Here is a 20,416-nt window from a genome sequence, read left to right as displayed (position 1 = left end):
TGTGCACTCCCGTAGAAACGAGCTATCTGTGTAAAATAAGTGAAGCAAAACTCCATGGCTACTCCACAAATTGAAAAACTAAGAAACATCGCGATCATCGCGCACGTTGACCACGGCAAAACGACCTTGGTGGATAAACTACTCCAGCAGTCGGGAACCTTAGAGTCTCGCGGTGACGCTGAAGAGCGAGTCATGGACTCGAACGATATTGAAAAAGAACGTGGTATTACGATTCTTGCTAAAAATACCGCGATCAATTGGCATGATTACCGAATTAACATCGTAGATACCCCAGGACACGCCGATTTCGGCGGTGAAGTTGAGCGTATTATGTCGATGGTTGATTGTGTTTGCTTGATTGTCGATGCCGTTGATGGTCCTATGCCACAAACTCGTTTTGTGACTCAAAAAGCTTTTGCTCATGGTTTAAAGCCGATTGTCGTTATCAATAAAATTGACCGTCCTGGTGCTCGTCCTGACTGGGTAATGGATCAAGTATTTGACTTGTTTGATAACCTTGGAGCCAGTGATGAGCAGCTAGATTTCCAAGTGGTTTATGCTTCAGCTTTGAATGGTTGGGCTACCTTAGAAGAAGGTGTTATTGGTGAAAACATGGAACCATTGTTCCAAGCAATCGTCGATAATGTAGAGCCTCCACAAGTGGACCTTGCTGGTCCATTACAGATGCAAATTTCACAACTTGATTATAGCTCGTACGTTGGCGTTATCGGTGTCGGCCGTGTGACTCGTGGTAGCGTAAAAGCTAACCAACAAGTAACCGTTATTTCTGCGGATGGTAAAAAGCGTAACGGTAAAGTGGGTACGGTACTTGGGTATCTTGGCCTACAACGTACAGAAACAGAGCTTGCCACTGCGGGTGATATCGTCGCGGTAACGGGATTGGGTGAGCTGAAAATCTCCGATACCATTTGTGATGTTAACGCCGTTGAAGCGTTACCACCATTGAGTGTTGATGAACCAACCGTAACCATGACTTTCCAAGTCAATACCTCTCCTTTTGCCGGGAAAGAAGGTAAATTCGTTACTTCACGTAATATTCTTGAGCGTCTTGAGAAAGAGTTAGTGCATAACGTAGCTCTGCGTGTAGAACAAACGGATGATCCAGATAAATTCCGTGTTTCTGGTCGTGGTGAATTACACCTCTCTATCTTGATTGAAAACATGCGTCGTGAAGGTTTTGAATTAGCCGTTTCACGTCCAGAAGTTATTCTTAAAGAAGAGAATGGTCAGTTAATGGAACCGTTTGAGACGGTGACTATCGACGTGATGGAAGAGCATCAAGGCGGGATTATGGAGAAAATTGGTCTACGTAAAGGCGAGATGAAAGATATGTCGCCAGACGGTAAAGGCCGAGTTCGTTTAGACTTTGTGATGCCTTCTCGTGGTCTAATTGGTTTCCAAACTGAGTTTATGACATTAACGTCAGGTTCAGGTTTGCTTTATCATACGTTTGATCATTATGGCCCTCATAAAGGCGGTGATATTGGCCAGCGAGTGAACGGCGTACTGATTTCGAATGCGACAGGTAAGGCGTTAACTTACGCACTGTTTAACTTGCAAGAGCGTGGTCGTCTGTTTACTGAGCATGCTGATGAAGTCTATGAAGGTCAGGTGATCGGTATCCATAATCGTTCTAATGACTTAACGGTAAACTGTCTAAAAGGCAAACAGCTGACCAACGTACGTGCTTCTGGTACGGATGAAGCGCAGGTGTTGACGCCAGCGATTAAATTTACTCTTGAGCAGGCGCTTGAGTTCATTGATGACGATGAACTCGTAGAAGTGACGCCAAAGAGTATTCGTATTCGTAAAAAACATCTAACCGAAAACGAGCGTAAACGTGCTTCTCGTGGCTAATTAATCGTCATTGACAGCAATAAAAACCCTTATCCTGTAAAGGCTAAGGGTTTTTTTATACGTCCTGTTTGCTTGGTTTGAGAGTTTATCGTCCTCAACGGAGTTTGCCGTGTTGGATGATACGTTTAAGCATATCCTGACATAATATGTGGTAATGGTGGTGAGGTAATGGCATTCATTTTTCAGTACACTAGATTATCGAACAGGACCAACTAGGAGTCACATTTTGGCATTAGAGACGTTATTTAAGCAAAGCGTGCAGTTTATGCGTTACTTGCTCAATCGAATGAATCATGACCGAATCAATATTAATGCTGGCTATTTAGCTTATATTACCCTGCTGTCGCTTGTACCGATGTTGACGGTGTTGTTATCGATTCTTTCCTCTTTCGCGATTTTCGATAATGTGGGGGACATTATCCAAGAGTTTGTCATCACCCATTTTGTTCCTGCGGCGGGTGATGCGGTCAGTAATGCTTTACTGCAGTTTGTTGCTAATACAGGAAAAATGACCGCTGTTGGTGGTGCTTTCTTATTTATCGCGGCGTTAATGCTTATCTCAAATATCGATAAAAATATGAATTTTATTTGGCGAGTACGCAATAAACGGCGCGTCGTTTTTTCATTTTCTATGTATTGGATGATTTTAACATTAGGCCCTATTTTAGTTGGTACGAGTATCGCGGTCACTTCTTATGTCACGTCATTGAAACTGATGGAGAGTGAAGCGTTCAGCGGTGCCTTTCGGTTGTTTTTAAGTCGCTTACCTTTTTTATTATCTTTCTTTGCCTTTGTGGGTTTGTACGTTTTGGTGCCCAATAAAAAAGTTCGTATTATTCACGCTTTGTCCGGTGCATTTGTTGCTGCGTTGCTATTTGAGTTAAGCAAAAAAGCGTTTGCAGCTTACATTACTCAATTTCCATCTTATCAGTTGATTTATGGCGCACTCGCCGCGATACCGATTTTATTCGTATGGGTGTATTTATGTTGGTTGATTGTGCTGATTGGGGCTGAATTTACTGCCGCTTTAGGTGAAAGTGAGCAATGGAAGCGTGAACCTAACGTGGTAGACTCAGCCATTCAACAAGATAAATTAGTAGAAAAACCACAAGGAGATCCACGTGATCGCTTTAATTCAACGGGTGAGTGAAGCTGCCGTGCGAGTCGATGGTGACGTCGTCGGACAAATTGAGCGCGGTTTATTGGTGTTACTGGGAGTCGAACGTGATGATGATGACGCCAAAGCAAGACGTTTGGTTGAGCGGGTCACTCAATATCGCGTTTTTGAAGATGAGGCGGGGAAAATGAACCTTAGCGTGCAAGATGTTGGTGGAAGCGTTTTGGTGGTATCGCAGTTTACACTGCCCGCTGATACCAAAAAAGGCACTCGAGCTGGTTTCTCTCGTGGGGCTGCACCACAAGAAGCGGAACGTCTGTACGATTATTTTTCAGATCTATGTGCGACCATTTTACCGACGCAACGAGGACGTTTTGCGCAGGATATGCAGGTCTCACTTATTAACGATGGCCCAGTGACTTTTTGGTTACAGGCTTAATCCAAGCGAAACAGCGCGTTAGGAAGGGAATCAATGTTTAAGCTTATCACTCCCAAAACGGAAAACCAGCTCAACAAGTATTACCATTTTCGTTGGCAGATGCTACGCGAACCTTGGCGAATGCCTTTAGGTTCTGAGCGTGATGAATACGATCCTATGAGTCATCATCGAATGATAGTCGATGGACGAGGAAGACCAATCGCGATTGGTCGAGTCTATATTACTCCGGATAGTGAAGGGCAGATTCGCTATATGGCGGTGAAGTCTAGTGCGCGTAATAAAGGCATGGGATCTTTGTTGTTAGTGGCTCTTGAGTCTTTAGCTCGTCAGGAAGGAGCGAAACGTTTAGTGTGTAATGCTCGTGAAGATGCGATAGCTTTTTACGCACAAAATGGTTTTGAGCGACGAGGGGCTTTAAGGGATGAGCGGGGTCCGGTTCGCCATCAGCAAATGGTTAAACCGCTAGACCCCATGGCTGATGTGTTGCGCAAGCCAGAGTGGTGTACTGAGTTGCAAGAGCGTTGGGCTACGCATATTCCGATCAGTGACAAGATGGGAATTAAAGTCCAACAATACACAGGGTATCAGTTTCAATGCAGCGCGCAGCTTAATCCTAATCTAAATCCCCATAACACTTTATTCGCCGGTTCGGCCTTTACTTTGGCCACTCTAACCGGGTGGGGAATGGCTTGGTTATTAATGCGTGAACGTAATTTGCAAGGGGATATTGTGTTGGTTGATAGCCGTATCCGATATCGACATCCGGTGGTGCATAATCCTGTTGCGTCGACCTCATTAGATGGGATCAGCGGCGATCTTGATCGCTTAGCTTCGGGCAGAAAAGCACGTATTGTGGTCAAGGTTGATATCAGTAGTGGTACTAAAGATGCGGTGGAATTTATTGGTACTTATATGCTCATCCCTGATTATTTGACGATCATTGAGAACGCTCGTGCTTAAGCTTACTCCCATTTCAAGTTAGATGAGTGACGTTACTGATCAGGCTTTTCGGTTGAGGGGCACTGGGCGCTAACTTGTTTAGTCTTTTGATGATGCAATAGATCGAAGCGATGCTCAGTGCAATCTTGCCATAAATGAAGTTCAAGTTTGGCTTGGTCGGGAGTTAATAGATCCAACTGCCCATCAAGCTTGGCGTTCAATTTGGGACCAGATAGTGAGATTGGTGTGAGTTGTAATCGTCCCCGATCAGCGGTTAGCTGAATGTCATCTAATCGAAAAGGTTGAATCACCAGTGTGTCATCATCTTTATAAGTCAAGGTTCCTTGACGTAAGTGGCCATTAAGTTGTCCCGTTAATGAGTGGCTAAACATCGGATAATCACCAGCGAGGCCCTGCGCAGTAAGATTAAACTCAGCTAATGCATCTACGTTTAACGGGAGTGAAATCCAATGCTTAAAAAACTGCAGTGGTAGGCCATCGGCATGTAATTCGAGTTGCCAAGGAGCACTGGATGTCGTCATATCCCAATTTGCTGTCGCATCAAGATACCCTTGTTCGAGAGGAAAAAAAGCTCGAGTAATATGCATAAAGCCATTATGACTATTGGCTTCAATAATCGCTTGTGAGGTTAATGTTTGTTCAATGCTGGCATTGTTAGCACTTAAAGTCAGTTGCCCGTTCCATAATCCCCATTGTCCATGACGCATCAACTCTAATTCTTGTCCAGCTACATTCAACCCAGAGAGCTGCCAGTGTGGCGAGTGAGCTAACTGAATCAGTTGTAAGTTATTTAAGTTCAACTGTTCAATACGTAATGTTTTTAAGGTAGAGACTATCTGATTAGGTAATGAGAAATCATCGGCTTGTTCTTGAATCCATCGGCTTCTGCTGATGGTCAGTCGATTGAGATGAAGCTCATCTGGAGTGATAAAGCCATTAAATTGAAGATGCCCATCAAGCCAGTCTGCAGTGAATTCACTGATCGTGATTTTTTGGGGATTGAATTCCAGTTTAAATGCAGGTTCGTTCCATTGTTGGTTTTGCCAGAGCAGGCTATCTGCATTCAGAGAGAGGTAGCCATTGTCCTGTTGCCACCAAACTGAAGATGGATTGAGTAAGAGATTTTCAATCGAAAAACTCACGTTATTCAAGGTAAGGTCACCTTGTTGAATATTACTATTAAGAACATCTAAGCTATTAATATGAAACAGGTGCTTTTCAATGAGTTGTCGCCAAGCCAGTGGCGGTAATGGTGAGTTTGGGGTGATGTTTAAGCGATTGATGGTGGCATTCACCAATGACCAACCTTGTGGATACTGTTCCGCTTGGCCTGAAAAAAGCGCTTGCCGCCAAGCAAAAGAAAAGCCGTAAATGGTACTCTGTTGTGCCCGATGATCGGCATCAATCAATAATTGACTTAATGCCTCACCTTGCCAATAAACCTGTTCCGCCGATAACTGAAGTTTACCGTAAGGTAGTGAGCGGGTAGTCTCAGGCCATTGCGGTTGTTCTATTTGGCCGCTGAGACCGCGGACGATCCAATCTTGGTAGACATAATCAATATTACGCATCGCCAACTGATGCAGTGACCACTGTTTCGGCCACTGGTAGTTTGGTAACTCAGCAGAGAGATTTGCCCCATCGATTAATAGGCTATCAATTTGCCACTGGCCCTGTTTTCGTAGGTTAGGGTTTAGCCAAATATCCACTTGCTGAGCACGAAAGGGTTGAGTTGACAGAGAGAGCGTTGGGTTAATGAAACGAAAGTGCAGTGGATAAGTATACTCGAGTTGGTGGAAAGTGAGGGTTTGTGGCCATAGCTGATTAACGAACCATTGCGCGCAAGGTGTTAGATAGCGAGTATGCAGTAGAGCGAAAAGCAATAACACGCAACTGGTCATGACAAGAAGACTCGCGATACACAGGGTCAGCAGTTTTTTCATCATTCTCTCATACTGTTGTCATGCGAATGCATAGCTTGGCGTATCTCGCGTAGCGGTTCAAGCCAAAAATAACCCCTCGTTGCGAGGGGCTAGTTTAGTTAGAGTTGCTTAATCAAGTTGTGGACCAGCGCTCACTAACGCTTTGCCTTCCGCGTTGTCTGTGTACTTAGCAAAGTTATTGATAAAGCGAGCAGCCAGATCTTTGGCTTTGCTTTCCCACTGTAATGGATCAACGTAGGTATCACGAGGATCCAAAATCGCAGGATCAACACCTGGTAAAGCAATTGGAACTTCTAGATTAAAGATAGGAATCGATTTTGTTTGTGCTTGCTCAATCGAACCATCCAAAATGGCATCAATGATCGCACGAGTATCTTTAATCGAGATACGTTTACCAGAACCGTTCCAGCCAGTATTGACCAGATAGGCTTCTGCGCCAGCTTGCTCCATACGTTTAACGAGTACTTCGGCGTACTGAGTGGGGTGTAAAGTGAGGAAAGCTGCACCAAAACACGCCGAGAAAGTAGGAGTGGGTTCGGTTATGCCACGTTCGGTACCCGCCAGTTTAGCGGTAAACCCAGATAGGAAATGGTACTTCGTTTGCTCTGGGGTCAGTTTCGATACTGGAGGCAATACGCCAAAAGCATCGGCAGAAAGGAAGATCACTTTATTGGCATGGCCGCCTTTAGAGACTGGCTTAACAATATTTTCGATATGATAAATAGGGTAAGAGACACGGGTATTTTCAGTTTTAGAACCATCATCGAAATCAATGGAACCATCACCACGTACAGTGACGTTTTCTAGTAATGCATCACGACGAATCGCATTATAGATGTCGGGCTCAGCTTCTTTGGATAACTTAATGGTTTTAGCGTAGCAGCCGCCTTCAAAGTTGAACACACCGTCATCATCCCAGCCATGTTCATCATCACCGATCAAAGCACGTTTCGGATCAGTAGAGAGCGTGGTTTTGCCTGTACCGGATAGGCCGAAGAAAATCGCCACATCGCCGTCTTTACCCATATTGGCTGAGCAGTGCATTGAAGCAATACCTTGTAATGGGAGGAAGTAGTTCATCATTGCGAACATACCTTTTTTCATCTCACCACCGTACCAAGTGCCGCCGATCAGCTGCATTTTCTCGGTTAGATTAAATACGGTAAAGTTTTCCGAATTTAGTCCTTGTTGTTGCCATTTATCATTAGTGCATTTCGCGCCGTTCATGACCACAAAGTCAGCTTTGAAGGTTGCCAGCTCTTCATCGCTTGGACGAATAAACATATTTTTTACGAAGTGGGCTTGCCAAGCGACTTCAGTAATCACGCGGATATTAAGGCGAGTATCTGGGTTAGCGCCACAATAGCCATCAATAACGAATAGACGTTTGCCTGATAGCTGTTTAGTAACAAGAGATTTTAGATCATTCCAAACCGCTTGATTAATGGGTTTGTTGTCATTTTTGGCGTGATCGGAGGTCCACCATAAGGTATCGCGAGTGGTATCGTCATTGACAATAAATTTATCTTTCGGTGATCGGCCAGTGAAAATACCCGTATCAACAGCGACGGCTCCCAGCTCTGTTACAATGCCTTTTTCATAGCCAGTCAAATCTGAGCGAGTTTCTTCAGCGAACAACAACTCGTAACTTGGGTTACGGATCACTTCTGTCGCGTTGGTAATTCCATATTGGGTAAGATCTAATTGTGCAGCCTTGGTATGTTCCATAACGGTCATTAGGTGCTCCTTATAAGGATTTTGTAGGGATTTTATGTAACTATTTGTAATTGTTATCTGCTTACCATGCTAACAACGGGGTACCGAAAAAACAGGGAGCTAGCTCAAATATTACCCATGCCTTTTCTAAGATTATAAGCAACCCGTCACAGATACTGGCATTCACTATTCTATCGTGTACGCAAACCTTTGCGCTAGCGTAAATGATTAATATTCAAAAGAAAATAAGTATGCCGTACGGTATATTTTATGATTGATTTATTGCAGATTTTTGTATGAAAAAGCCAGCAAAATGCTGGCTGTAAAGCGATTTTATCGTGCTTGTTGAGCAACGAAAATTAATGCAGGGTTGGGCGATCGGATGCGCTTTGAGCAAAGAGTTCACTGACTTGGGCGCTATCAAAAGAGTACGTTGTCCCACAATAATCGCAGTGGAGAGAGACAGCACCTTCTTCGGCGAGAATCGTGTTAACTTCCTCTTGGGCGATAGTGATGATCGCCGCTGCGCTGCGTTCTCGGGAACAACCACAAACAAATTCGACGACTTGTGGCGTAAAAAGTTGCACCTTTTCTTGGTTATAAAGACGATAGAGGATCTCGGTGGCTTCGAGACCAAACAGCTCACCGTCTTTAACGGTATTCGTCAATTGTTCTAGGTGTTCAAAGTCTTCTTCAGTGCCCGTACCATCAGGCATCACTTGCAACAACATACCTGCAGCGTGAGGTTTGCCATCGTGTTCACCGGTGCGGATCCATAAACGTGTTTTTAATTGCTCAGAGCGTAAGAAGTAACCCTCGAGTACCTGCGCTAAGTCATCTCCTTCAAGTCCGACCACACCTTGATAACGTTCACCTTTTTTAGGCTCAATGGTAATGACTAAATAACCGTTACCGACCAATTGATGCAAAGTCGCATCAGGGGCAATTTGCCCATCCCAGCGAGCGACGCCACGCATTTTTTGTTGGTTATCGCCATTGATCACGACTAATGAAACGGGACCATCACCTTGCAGTTGCATGGTAATGGATCCTTCAAACTTTAGTGTCGCGGTGAGTAAGCTGGTCGCGACCAGTAACTCACCGAGTAAGCGTTGAATTGGGGCTGGGTAATCTTTACTGGTGATAATTTGTTGGTAAACATCATTGAGTTGCACCAATTCACCACGCACCGATAAGTCTTCAAACAGATAGCGATGTAATAGATTGTTGGGGGTTACTTGTGTTGTCATAGTGAATGATCCGACTGATTTATTGATGTTTGAATTTAAGAAGATCACGACGCTGTTTTTTATCTGGGCGCCGTTCTGGACTTGGGTTGTGGGCATTGAGCTTACGAAGTAACGCTTGGCGTTCTCGTTTCACGACACTCTCTGCGGTCTCGCTATATAACATTTGCGCTTCGGCTGCACCACGTCGCTGCTGAGTAATCTGTTCAATAACAACGGTTTTTTCTTCGTTGCCTTGGCGTAAGGTAATCATCGCGCCAACTTCAACCGCTTTACTGGGTTTGCTTCGCTGACCATTATAGTGAACTTTGCCCCCTTCAACCATCTCTCGGGCTAATGAGCGTGTTTTATAAAATCGAGCGGCCCAAAGCCATTTATCTAAGCGAACTGCTTGTTCTGGGGAACTCATGATGATCGATGGCCTCTAAGGTAGTCACGCTGTCTCCGATTTCTCTCTGCATCATTGGCTCTCTATCTTGTATCGATAGGGCAGAGTTCGGTGTGGATTTATCGACAAACTATGGAGACAAGCTCCCAGATTTTCAAGCGAAGCGGTAAATAATCATTATAAAATAACCTCGTCAGTCGCGCCGTTTATCGAGCTGATGTATATTAACCAACTCAATAACCAGTGAATGCTTTGGATGATGAATCAGCAAGGATTGAAATCATTAATGGAATTTAATCAACAGACTTTAAGCGAGCGCATGGCGCAGATTCTTCGTTGGCAGAATCCGTTGAGTCTGATTCTTACTTTAACTTGCCTTGTTTTCTCTGCTTGGATCGTTGGTCAACTGGTGTGGTTGTTACCAAAGCAAGATAGCTCGATTGTACCTTGGGTGGCTAAACCAATCAGCAACCAAGTGGCAGCATCGAGAATCGATATTCGCCCATTGCAAAATAGCCATCTGTTTGGGGTTTATAACCCACAAGCGGCTCCTGTTGTTGCGGCCCCAGTTCAAGTCGATGCGCCTCCCACACGTCTTAATTTAACCTTAGTCGGCGTTGTTGCCAGTAACGAAATTGAGCGCAGTTTGGCGGTAATTGCTAACCGTGGTCAGCAAGCGACTTATGGACTGAATGAGCAAATAGAAGGCACCCGAGTCACATTAAAAGCAGTGTTGGCTGACCGAGTTATTATTGATAATGCTGGTCGGGATGAAACGCTGATGTTAGAAGGGCTCGATTACGGTAAACCGAGCACGAATAATATGGTTCAGCGCGCTGCGCCTGCCCCACAAGAGGTGGTAGAAGACAAACTGGCTGCTATTCGTACGGCGATCAGTCAAAATCCCCGTGAGGTATTTCAGTACGTGAGTTTGTCACAAGTCAAACAAGATGATCGCATTGTCGGTTATCGCGTTAGTGCGGGGCGAGATCCTGCGCTTTTTGAAGCCGTTGGTTTACAAAATGGGGATATTGCTGTGCAACTGAATGGACTCGATTTAACCGACCCCAGTGCAATGACGCAAGTGTTTGAGTCCATCTCTGATCTGACTGAGCTGAATTTGACGGTCGAGCGAGATGGACAACAGCATGATATTTATATTCAGTTTTAACAGCCAATTGGCAGTAATCATTAAGGGAGTATTGTGTGAAGCATTGGCTTAAGAAAAGTAGCTGGCTTTTAGTGGCAAGCCTAATTGCAGCGCCATTAGCACAGGCGAATCAAACCTTCAGTGTCAGTTTTAAGGGCACTGATATTCAAGAGTTTATAACTATCGTTGGACGAAACCTTGAAAAAACCATCATTGTTGATCCTTCGGTACGCGGCAAAATTGATGTACGCAGCTACGATACTCTCAATGAAGAGCAGTACTACAGTTTCTTTCTCAATGTGCTTGAAGTGTATGGGTTTGCTGTGGTCGAGATGGATAACGGCGTATTGAAAGTGCTCCGTTCTAAAGATGCCAAAACCTCGGCTATTCCAGTACTGGGCAATGATGATCGCGCTTTTGGCGATAGTGTCGTCACTCAAGTGGTGACGGTGAAAAATGTTTCCGTTCGTGAGCTATCGCCGCTCTTGCGTCAGTTAATTGATAACGCTGGTGCTGGCAACGTGGTGCACTATGATCCGGCGAATATCATTTTGATTACTGGCCATGCGGCGGTGGTCAATCGCCTAGCCAATATTATTCATCGCGTTGATCAGGCTGGTGACACCGAAATCGAAGTGGTTGAGCTGCGTAATGCTTCTGCTTCCGAAATGGTACGAATTGTTGAAGCGCTTAGCCGTGCCAATAACGCACAAAATGCGCCTGAGTTTTTACAACCAAGATTTGTTGCTGATGATCGTACCAATTCGATTTTGATTTCTGGTGATCCGAAAGTGCGCGAGCGAATGAGACGCTTGATTAATCAGTTGGATGTTGAAATGGCTACGCGAGGTAATAATCGAGTCGTTTATCTTAAATACGCCAAAGCCGATGATTTAGTTAGCGTTTTGAAAGATGTGTCTGAAAACCTCCAAGCAGAGAAACAAGGCGGTCAGCGTAGTGCAAGCTCATCACGCAGCAGCGTGATGATTTCTGCGCACTCCGATACCAACTCGCTGGTGATCACTGCGCCACAAGATATTATGAACTCTTTATTGGATGTGATTTCTCAACTGGACATTCGCCGCGCTCAAGTGCTGATCGAAGCCTTGATTGTTGAAATGGCCGAAGGTGATGGGATTAATCTCGGTGTGCAATGGGGTTCATTAAAAGACGGGGCGGTAATTCAATACGGTAATACTGGCGCACAAGTTGGCCAAGTGATGGTTGGATTAGAAGAAGCTAAAAAGCAAACCTCAACAGAATATTACACGGATAGAGATGGTAATCGAGTCCCATATACCGTAGAAAAAAGTGGTAATTATTCGACGCTTGCCTCGGCTTTATCAGGGGTCAATGGTGCCGCACTTGGCGTCATGATGGGTGACTGGACGGCGCTGATCAGCGCGGTATCGAGTACCTCCAGTACCAATATCTTGTCATCACCCAGTATTACGGTAATGGATAACGGTGAAGCCTCATTTATTGTAGGTGAAGAAGTACCAGTATTAACCGGTTCAACCGCTGGTTCGAATAACGATAATCCATTCCAAACCGTAGAGCGCAAAGAAGTCGGCATCAAACTGAAAGTCGTGCCACAAATTAATGAAGGTGATTCCGTTCAGCTCTCGATTGAACAAGAAGTTTCTAATGTACTTGGCGCTCAGGGAGCGGTCGATGTGCGTTTTGCTAAGCGTCAGTTGAATACCACGGTGATGGTGCAAGATGGACAAATGCTGGTGCTTGGCGGGTTGATCGATGAGCGTACCGCAGAGAGCGAATCTAAGGTGCCGATCCTTGGTGATATTCCATTATTAGGTTATCTATTCCGTTCAACCAATACCACGGTAGAAAAGAAAAACCTGATGGTGTTTATTAAGCCTACCATTATTCGTGATGGTATGACCGCGGATGGCATCACTCAGCGCAAGTACAACTATATTCGTGCCGAGCAGCTATTTAAAGCCGATCAGGGGCTGAAGTTAATGGATAATAACAATATTCCTGTATTACCGAAATATGGTGAATCGCGTCGTCATCCTGCTGAATTGCAAGCTTTTCTTGATCAAATGGATAATAAATAATGAGTGTGGATGTGATTGATACGCAGGGGTTGCAGCGGATTCGTCGCTTACCGTTCAGTTTTGCTCAGCGCCATAAGTTAGTTTTAGAGTGGGATGAAGCGCAACACAATGCCACGGTGTATTGCGTTGCGCCATTGTCGATTCCTGCTCTGGTTGAAATTAAACGCGTAATCAAACAGCCGTTTGCGTTGAGTGAGATCAGTGCTGAAGCATTTGAAGCCAAAATCACCCAAGTCTACCAACGAGATTCATCTGAAGCGCGTCAGTTAATGGAAGACATTGGTGCCGATAGCGATGATTTCTTTTCTCTTGCTGAAGAGTTGCCGCAAAGTGAAGATTTACTCGAGTCCGAAGACGATGCGCCGATCATTAAATTGATCAATGCCATGCTAGGTGAGGCGATCAAAGAAGGCGCATCGGATATTCATATTGAAACGTTTGAGAAAGTGTTATCGATCCGTTTTCGTGTCGATGGTGTCCTGCGTGAGGTGCTATCACCGAGCCGTAAATTATCGCCCCTGCTTATTTCACGGGTAAAGGTGATGGCTAAACTCGATATTGCCGAGAAACGCGTTCCTCAAGATGGGCGTATTTCTCTGCGTATCGGCGGGCGGGCAGTCGACGTGCGTGTTTCTACTATGCCTTCTTCTCATGGTGAGCGGGTGGTCATGCGTTTGTTGGATAAAAATGCCACTCGGTTAGATTTATACAGCTTAGGCATGACCAAAGCGAATCACGATAATTTCCGTAATTTAATTGCTCGGCCACACGGTATTTTATTGGTCACTGGACCGACGGGGTCGGGGAAATCGACCACCTTATATGCCGGATTACAAGAACTGAATAGCAGTGAACGGAATATCCTCACGGTAGAAGACCCAATTGAATTTGATATTGACGGTATTGGCCAGACGCAAGTTAACCCGAAAGTGGATATGACTTTTGCTCGTGGTCTAAGGGCGATTTTACGTCAAGATCCGGATGTGGTGATGGTCGGAGAAATTCGTGATTTGGAAACGGCGCAAATAGCGGTGCAAGCTTCTTTGACTGGTCACTTAGTGATGTCAACGTTGCATACCAATACCGCGATTGGTGCGATTACTCGTTTACGTGACATGGGGATCGAACCTTTTTTAATTTCCTCTTCGTTGTTGGGCGTGCTGGCACAGCGTTTGGTACGTACTTTATGCCCAGATTGTAAGCAGCCATACGAGGCGGATAAAGAGCAGCGTAAGCTGTTTTCGGTCAGTAAAAAAGAGCCATTAACCCTCTATCGCGCTGCAGGTTGTGAGAAATGCAATTTTAAGGGGTACCGTGGACGAACGGGGATTCATGAACTGATGTTAGTGGATGATAAAGTTCAAGCACTTATTCATCGCGAAGCGGGGGAGCAAGCGATAGAACAAGCGATTCGTGAACAAACACCAAGTATTCGTGATGATGGTTTGGATAAAGTCCGCCAAGGGATCACTTCACTTGAAGAGGTGTTGCGCGTGACCAAGGAGTCATAAATGGCTGCGTTTGAATATCGAGCATTAGATGCCAAAGGTCGACAAAAAAAAGGCATTATCGAAGGTGATAATGCTCGTCAAGTCCGTCAACGCTTAAAAGAACAAGGCTTACTGCCAATTGAAGTGGTTGAGACACAAGCCAAAGCGGCTAAAGCTCAGCAAAGCAGTTGGGTTAAACCGCGTGGAATTAGTACACCAGATCTGGCTTTATTGACTCGTCAGCTGTCGACGTTGGTTCAGTCAGGGATGCCGTTAGAAGAGTGTTTACGTGCGGTATCAGAGCAATCGGAAAAACCTCGGATTCGGAATATGCTCGCCGCAGTGCGAGCTAAAGTCACCGAAGGTTATACGTTAGCCGATAGCTTGGCCGACTACCCACATATCTTTGATGATCTGTTTCGTTCAATGGTCGCCGCAGGTGAAAAATCCGGGCATTTGGATGCGATTTTAGAGCGATTAGCGGATTACGCTGAAAATCGGCAAAAGATGCGATCTAAGTTGATGCAAGCTTTGTTGTATCCGATTGTCTTAGTGGTGTTTGCTGTGGGAATCGTGGCTTTTCTACTTGCTGCGGTGGTACCAAAAATTGTCGGTCAATTTGTACAGATGGGGCAGGCGCTCCCTGCATCAACCCAATTTTTACTCTCTTCAAGTGATTTTGTTCAGCAGTGGGGATTAAGCTTATTAGCCAGTGTGTTAGTGGGTATTTACTTTATCAAATGGCTACTACGTAAACCTAACGTTCGTCTGTACTGGCATAAAAAGCTGCTGTTTATGCCGATGGTTGGCAAAATTGCCAAAGGACTGAATACGTCACGTTTTGCCCGCACGTTATCCATTTGTACTTCCAGTGCCATTCCGATCCTCGATGGCATGCGTGTAGCAGTGGATGTGATGACCAATCAATACGTTAAGCAGCAGGTTTTACTGGCCGCTGATAACGTGCGTGAAGGTTCGAGTTTGCGTAAAGCGTTGTCTCAAACCAAGTTATTCCCGCCAATGATGTTACATATGATTGCCAGTGGTGAACAAAGTGGCGAGTTAGAGAGTATGCTGACTCGTGCTGCCGATAATCAGGATGCTAACTTCGAATCGACGGTGAATATTGCACTAGGGATTTTTACCCCTGCGTTAATCGCGTTAATGGCTGGATTGGTGCTGTTTATTGTTATGGCAACCTTGATGCCGATTTTAGAAATGAATAACTTAATGAGCCGTTAATCGGTGTACGATGCTTGGATCGAAATGGAGTAACTATGAATAGAAGAGCAAGTAAACAGTCAGGTTTTACCTTACTGGAAGTGATGGTGGTGGTGGTGATTTTAGGCATTTTGGCCAGTTTCGTAGTGCCTAATTTATTGGGTAACAAAGAAAAGGCCGATCAACAAAAAGCCATTACCGATATTGTTGCCTTAGAAAATGCCTTGGATATGTATCGTTTAGATAACAATGTTTACCCAACCACAGATCAAGGCTTAGAGGCATTGGTGACCAAGCCATCGAATCCGGAGCCGCGTAATTATCGTGAAGGTGGATACATTCGTCGTCTACCGAAAGATCCTTGGGGCAATGATTATCAATACTTAAGCCCAGGCGATCATGGTCGGATTGATGTTTTTACTTTAGGGGCGGATGGTCAAGAAGGTGGCGAAGGTTCGAACGCCGTGATTGGTAACTGGAATTTGCAGGATTTTCAATAAATCCCGAGACATTCCTGTTGCTTACCGATAACCCATTGAGCAGTCATCAGTAATGAAATTTACCCGAGGCTTTACGCTACTTGAGATCATGCTGGTGCTGGTGTTGATTTCGGTCAGTGCCGTTGCAGTGATCGCGACATTACCAGCTCGACAAAATGATCAAGCTAATGTGGCCGCGCAGAGCTTGTTTCAGCGTTTACAGTTACTCAATGAAGAGGCACTGCTCAGTGGTTTTGATTTTGGCTTACGGATTGATGAACCCAATAAACGTTTTACTTTTGTACAACTGACCGAGAAAGGCTGGCAGAAGATCGATAAAATCGGTTTTGCTGCTCAACTTAGCTTAGCGGATTCACTCAATCTCGATTTTACTCTCGGTAGCGGTGTTTGGCAGGATAAAAATCGACTCTTCACTCCAGGCTCTTTGTTTGATGAAGAGAGATTTGCTGAGTATAAAGAGCAGCAAACCGAACCTGCACCACAAGTGTTTATTCTCTCCAGTGGTGAAATCACCCCGTTCCGTTTATTACTTTACCCCGATCAGCAAAGTGCCGAACAAGCATGGCAAGTCGTGGTCGAAGATAATGGACATATTCGTCTATTCGCCCCAGGAGAGAGCGATGAGTAAAGTGAAGCGTGGTTTCACACTACTGGAAGTCTTGGTCGCGTTAGCGATTTTTGCTACCGCGGCAATCAGTGTGATTCGAACGGTGACTCAGCACGTTAATACCATTGGTTATCTGGAAGATAAAATGTTTGCGGCAATGGTAGCCGATAACCAGATGGCTAAAGTCATGCTAAACCCGACGTCGTTGGCTGCCAAAGAGGGCAAAGATGAGCTTGCCGGCCGCACTTGGTACTGGCGTATTGCACCGATTGCAACCACTGCACCAGTGCTATCTGCCTTTGATGTCAGCGTTGCTAGTGCCGAAAAAGGCCAACCTTTGGTCACGGTAAGAAGCTATGTTAGCAAATAAAGCGCGTGGATTTACTTTAATCGAAGTCTTGGTAGCGATAGCGATTTTTGCCAGTTTAAGTATTGCTGCTTATCAGGTGCTTTATCAGGTACAACTGAGTAATCAAGTCTCTGCGCAACGTGAAGCTCGATTGAGTGAGCTACAGCGCGCAATGGTGATGATGGACGCCGATTTTCGACAAATGGCGGCACGTGCCTTTCGTACCAATGGAGAGGCACCGACCGGACAACTTATTCAGTGGCGAGATTATTTGCTCGATTCAGATGAAAAAGGTGTGTTATTTACCCGCTTAGGTTGGCACAACCCTCAGCAACAGTTTCCACGTGGTGAGGTGCTTAAAGTCGGTTATCGTTTAAAAGATCATGTCTTAGAAAGAGTGTGGTGGCGTTATCCTGATACCCCCGTTGCACAAGAGCCAGTCATTGCGCCTGTGCTGAGCGAGGTTGAAAGCTGGTCGATGCGCTTTTATCAACGTGGAGAATGGTCAGAGCAATGGGAGTCGGAACGTCGGTTGCCTGAAGCGGTGAGCGTACGTTTAACACTGAAAGATTACGGTGAAATTGAGCGAGTCTACGTCTTAACCGGTGCTTCATTAGGAGAAGCCGATGGTGCGTCCTAATGCCCAGCGCGGTGTCGCGTTAATCGTTGTGCTGCTGCTGCTGGCAGTGATGGTTTCGATTGCTGCGACGATGTCGCAGCGAATGTTTAGTCAGTTTCAACGTGCTAACCATCAACTGGGTTATCAGCAAGCGTATTGGTATACACTTGGCGTCGAAGCGTTAGCCAAAGCAGCGATTGAACAGAGTTATCAAGACAGTGATGTGATCAGTTTGAATCAGCCTTGGTCTCAACAACATCAAACTTACCCGCTAGATTATGGCGTGGTAACGGGCAGTCTAGTCGACGCCCAAGCTTGTTTTAATCTCAATGCATTTGCCGGTTTGCTGCCGAGCAATGAGCCAACGCCACCTTATCTCTATCGAGTATGGCGGGCGTTGTTAGATGAAGTAGAGATTGATAATTTTCAAGCTGAGACGATTGCCGATGCGACATGGGATTTTATTGATGCCGATGATCGGGTTAATCGTTCCAATGGTGCAGAAGATAGTTTGTATGAATCGATGACACCAGCGTATTTACCGCCAAATGGTTTATTGGCCGATGCCAGTGAATTACGAGCGGTTTATCAAGTGAGTGGCGAAGCAATGCATCAGCTATCACCTTATGTTTGCGCGCTACCAACACAAGATTGGCGTTTAAATATCAATACGTTACCGCCAGAGAAAGCCCCTTTATTGGTGGCTATGTTTAGCCCGTATTTAAATGAGGCCAATGCCAAGTCTGTGCTAGAATCCCGCCCTTTTGATGGCTGGGATAGCGTGGCGAGTTTTCTCGCCGAGCCAGCGATTGCCGCTGTCGATAATGCACGTCGTGAAGAAGCAAGAGCGTATTTAAGTGTCGATAGTCACTATTTTGAATTGGATGCACAGGTGATGGTAGATACGTCTAGAGTGCGTGTTCGTAGTCTGTTTTATAGCAGTAATAAAAAGGATGCGACGGTGGTGAGCCGGCGCTATGGAGGAGTCAGTGAGCGAAAGCTTGATCGTTCGGCTGAGTAGTCAACAAAATACAGTTATCCCTTGGTTAGTCTGGTCATCGACTCAGCAACAAGTGCTTGCCTGTGGGGAGTTAAGTGATTGGCAACAACTTGAACAACTGGCTCCGCACGCAGTTCAGCGTTCAACGGTTGTTTTGTTATCAACCAGTGACTTACTGTTAACTCAAGTAACGATTCCAGCAGGTGGCAGTCGGCAGTTTAACGCCATGCTTCCGTATCTCTTGGAAGAGGAGATCGCACAAGATGTTGATGAACTGCATTTTAGTGTATTAGGCAAACAAGGTGATCAAGCCTTTGTCGCTGGCGTTGATCGTACTTGGTTACAAGCCATGCTGGAGCAGTTACATACGCTAGGACTCGATGTTAAGCGCGTGGTCCCCGATGTGTTAGCTTTGCCAGTGCATGATGAGGGATTAAGCGCCGGTCAAATGGGTGATCAATGGCTGGTACGTAAAGGCGAATACAGCGGATTATCGATTGATAAGGATTGGTTAACTTGGTTTTGTACTACCGACTGGGTTAAAAATCAGACCGAGTATTTACCTCTCACAGCTTATACTCCGTTACCCGATCTCCCTTTGGATGAGCAGCAATCCTGGCAGTCGATGGCTTGTCCATCGTTATTAGTACTGCTTACTGAGCAAGTACTTACTCATAAAATAAATCTACTGACTGGACCTTTTAAACCCAAATCCTCTTGGAATAAATATTGGTTGATTTGGCGTAAGGCCGTTATCGCCAGTTTGTTTTTGCTGGTGGTCTTGATGACCAGTTATGGTTTACAAGTTCATAAAGATACACAGCTTGCACAAAGCTATCGTGATGAAAGTGAACGTATTTTTAGAATCATTTTTCCTGATAAGCAGCGTATTCCGACCGTCAGCTATTTGAGACGACAGATGACGGATGAATTAAATGCGCTTTCTGGTTCAGCGCAAGGTGAAGATGTCCTAACTTGGTTCAGTCGATTACCAGAGACGATTGGCAGCGTGACTGATATGCAAGTGCAAAGTTTGCGTTTTGACGGTAATCGCAGTGAAGTGCGTCTTGATGTTACTAGCAGCGATTTCCAATCGTTTGAACAAGCGAGAGTGAAGTTAGCGGAGTACTTTTCTGTTGAGCAAGGTCAACTCAGCCGTAATGAGCAACGGGTATCGGGATCGTTTGTTTTGAGACCTAAGGAAGGGGGTGGGCAATGAAAGACAAATTAACGCCGCTTTATCTTTGGTGGCAAAGCATTAGTCAGCGTGAGCAACGCTTATTATCGGTCGCAGTGCTTTGTTTGGTGCTTGGGTTAGTCTATTGGGGAGGAATTGCACCGCTCAATCAACGCAGTCAGGATGCCAAAACTCGCATTCAAAGTGAACGCCAATTATTACAATGGGTTGAAAATACAGCCGATCAAATTAGCGCTCTACGTCAGCAAGGCGGTGTGGTTCGTTCATCTCAGCCGCTAAACCAAGTGATTGCGGCATCGACCGGTCAATTTAATATTGAGTTGGTTCGAGTGCAGCCGCGTGCTGATCGCATGCAAGTATGGATTCAACCTGTGCCATTCACTCAGCTGGTTGCTTGGCTAGCGCACTTAAAAGAGCGACAAGGGATTGAAGTTGAGTTTATGGATCTCGAACGCGGTAAAGTCTCAGGCATGGTAGAAGTCAGACGTCTACAGTTTAAGCGAGTCGGATAAC

At 45.3% G+C, this 20,416-nt stretch carries 19 protein-coding genes; 15 read left to right on the top strand and 4 right to left on the bottom strand.

Annotated elements, in window-relative coordinates; all coding sequences use genetic code 11:
* Positions 1-54: 54 nt before the first annotated feature.
* The 4 genes from typA to AACS00_RS14105 all read left to right on the top strand — a co-directional run bounded on the left by typA (position 55) and on the right by AACS00_RS14105 (position 4,394).
* Positions 55-1,878, top strand: coding sequence for a translational GTPase TypA (gene typA, locus AACS00_RS14120; RefSeq protein WP_072670606.1), 1,824 nt, complete (start codon positions 55-57; stop codon positions 1,876-1,878).
* A gap of 286 nt (positions 1,879-2,164) precedes the next feature.
* Positions 2,165-3,028: a virulence factor BrkB family protein gene (locus AACS00_RS14115; RefSeq protein ID WP_375152959.1), complete on the top strand. Its 864-nt coding sequence runs from the start codon at positions 2,165-2,167 to the stop codon at positions 3,026-3,028.
* The gene (dtd, locus tag AACS00_RS14110) at positions 3,000-3,434 is read left to right on the top strand and encodes a D-aminoacyl-tRNA deacylase (RefSeq protein ID WP_072670604.1); all 435 of its coding nucleotides are present in this window, start codon (positions 3,000-3,002) and stop codon (positions 3,432-3,434) included. The genes AACS00_RS14115 and dtd overlap by 29 nt, the downstream gene beginning before the upstream one ends.
* Positions 3,435-3,467: 33 nt before the next feature.
* Complete coding sequence (locus AACS00_RS14105) at positions 3,468-4,394, top strand: bifunctional GNAT family N-acetyltransferase/hotdog fold thioesterase (protein WP_110167772.1); 927 nt, start codon at positions 3,468-3,470, stop codon at positions 4,392-4,394.
* A 32-nt stretch (positions 4,395-4,426) separates the two neighbouring features.
* On the opposite strand, the gene AACS00_RS14100 is transcribed toward AACS00_RS14105, so the two are convergent.
* The 4 genes from AACS00_RS14100 to hslR form a co-directional block, all read right to left on the bottom strand.
* On the bottom strand, positions 4,427-6,337 hold the full coding sequence (locus tag AACS00_RS14100; protein WP_110167771.1) for an AsmA family protein: 1,911 nt from the start codon (positions 6,335-6,337) through the stop codon (positions 4,427-4,429).
* A gap of 108 nt (positions 6,338-6,445) precedes the next feature.
* Entirely contained in the window at positions 6,446-8,074 is a 1,629-nt protein-coding gene (gene pckA, locus AACS00_RS14095; RefSeq protein ID WP_072670601.1) for a phosphoenolpyruvate carboxykinase (ATP), read from the bottom strand.
* A gap of 338 nt (positions 8,075-8,412) precedes the next feature.
* Entirely contained in the window at positions 8,413-9,303 is an 891-nt protein-coding gene (hslO, locus tag AACS00_RS14090) for an Hsp33 family molecular chaperone HslO (protein WP_110167770.1), read from the bottom strand.
* 19 nt (positions 9,304-9,322) lie between these two features.
* Entirely contained in the window at positions 9,323-9,709 is a 387-nt protein-coding gene (hslR, locus tag AACS00_RS14085; protein ID WP_072670599.1) for a ribosome-associated heat shock protein Hsp15, read from the bottom strand.
* Positions 9,710-9,974: 265 nt separating this feature from the next.
* On the opposite strand from hslR, the gene gspC reads away from it, so the two are divergent.
* The 11 genes from gspC to AACS00_RS14030 are packed head-to-tail and all read left to right on the top strand — an operon-like array spanning position 9,975 to position 20,415.
* Positions 9,975-10,859: a type II secretion system protein GspC gene (gene gspC / locus AACS00_RS14080; RefSeq protein ID WP_110167786.1), complete on the top strand. Its 885-nt coding sequence runs from the start codon at positions 9,975-9,977 to the stop codon at positions 10,857-10,859.
* Positions 10,860-10,894: 35 nt separating this feature from the next.
* Positions 10,895-12,919 carry a type II secretion system secretin GspD gene (gspD, locus tag AACS00_RS14075; protein ID WP_110167769.1) on the top strand — a complete coding sequence of 675 codons (2,025 nt, stop codon included), beginning with the start codon at positions 10,895-10,897 and terminating at the stop codon, positions 12,917-12,919.
* Positions 12,919-14,430, top strand: coding sequence for a type II secretion system ATPase GspE (gene gspE / locus AACS00_RS14070; protein WP_110167768.1), 1,512 nt, complete (start codon positions 12,919-12,921; stop codon positions 14,428-14,430). Before gspD ends, gspE begins: the two co-directional genes overlap by 1 nt.
* Positions 14,431-15,651: a type II secretion system inner membrane protein GspF gene (gspF, locus tag AACS00_RS14065; protein ID WP_072670596.1), complete on the top strand. Its 1,221-nt coding sequence runs from the start codon at positions 14,431-14,433 to the stop codon at positions 15,649-15,651. It abuts the gene before it with no gap.
* Between the two features lie 35 nt (positions 15,652-15,686).
* Positions 15,687-16,130, top strand: a complete 444-nt coding sequence (gspG, locus tag AACS00_RS14060) for a type II secretion system major pseudopilin GspG (RefSeq protein WP_072670595.1) — start codon at positions 15,687-15,689, stop codon at positions 16,128-16,130.
* A gap of 52 nt (positions 16,131-16,182) precedes the next feature.
* Entirely contained in the window at positions 16,183-16,758 is a 576-nt protein-coding gene (gene gspH, locus AACS00_RS14055) for a type II secretion system minor pseudopilin GspH (RefSeq protein WP_072670594.1), read from the top strand.
* Positions 16,751-17,107 carry a type II secretion system minor pseudopilin GspI gene (gene gspI / locus AACS00_RS14050; protein ID WP_072670593.1) on the top strand — a complete coding sequence of 119 codons (357 nt, stop codon included), beginning with the start codon at positions 16,751-16,753 and terminating at the stop codon, positions 17,105-17,107. Before gspH ends, gspI begins: the two co-directional genes overlap by 8 nt.
* Positions 17,094-17,726 (top strand): type II secretion system minor pseudopilin GspJ, encoded by a 633-nt coding sequence (gene gspJ, locus AACS00_RS14045; RefSeq protein WP_110167767.1) that lies wholly within the window; start codon positions 17,094-17,096, stop codon positions 17,724-17,726. Before gspI ends, gspJ begins: the two co-directional genes overlap by 14 nt.
* Positions 17,713-18,726, top strand: coding sequence for a type II secretion system minor pseudopilin GspK (gspK, locus tag AACS00_RS14040; protein ID WP_110167766.1), 1,014 nt, complete (start codon positions 17,713-17,715; stop codon positions 18,724-18,726). The genes gspJ and gspK overlap by 14 nt, the downstream gene beginning before the upstream one ends.
* Positions 18,695-19,924 (top strand): type II secretion system protein GspL, encoded by a 1,230-nt coding sequence (gspL, locus tag AACS00_RS14035; RefSeq protein ID WP_181397585.1) that lies wholly within the window; start codon positions 18,695-18,697, stop codon positions 19,922-19,924. The genes gspK and gspL overlap by 32 nt, the downstream gene beginning before the upstream one ends.
* Positions 19,921-20,415, top strand: a complete 495-nt coding sequence (locus tag AACS00_RS14030; RefSeq protein ID WP_110167764.1) for a type II secretion system protein M — start codon at positions 19,921-19,923, stop codon at positions 20,413-20,415. The genes gspL and AACS00_RS14030 overlap by 4 nt, the downstream gene beginning before the upstream one ends.
* The last annotated feature ends 1 nt before the right edge of the window (position 20,416 follow it).

The sequence above is a fragment of the Vibrio sp. 11986-1-5 genome (assembly GCF_963878025.1).
Classification (GTDB): domain Bacteria; phylum Pseudomonadota; class Gammaproteobacteria; order Enterobacterales; family Vibrionaceae; genus Vibrio; species Vibrio injensis.
This window is presented reverse-complemented; position numbering and strand designations above follow the sequence as displayed.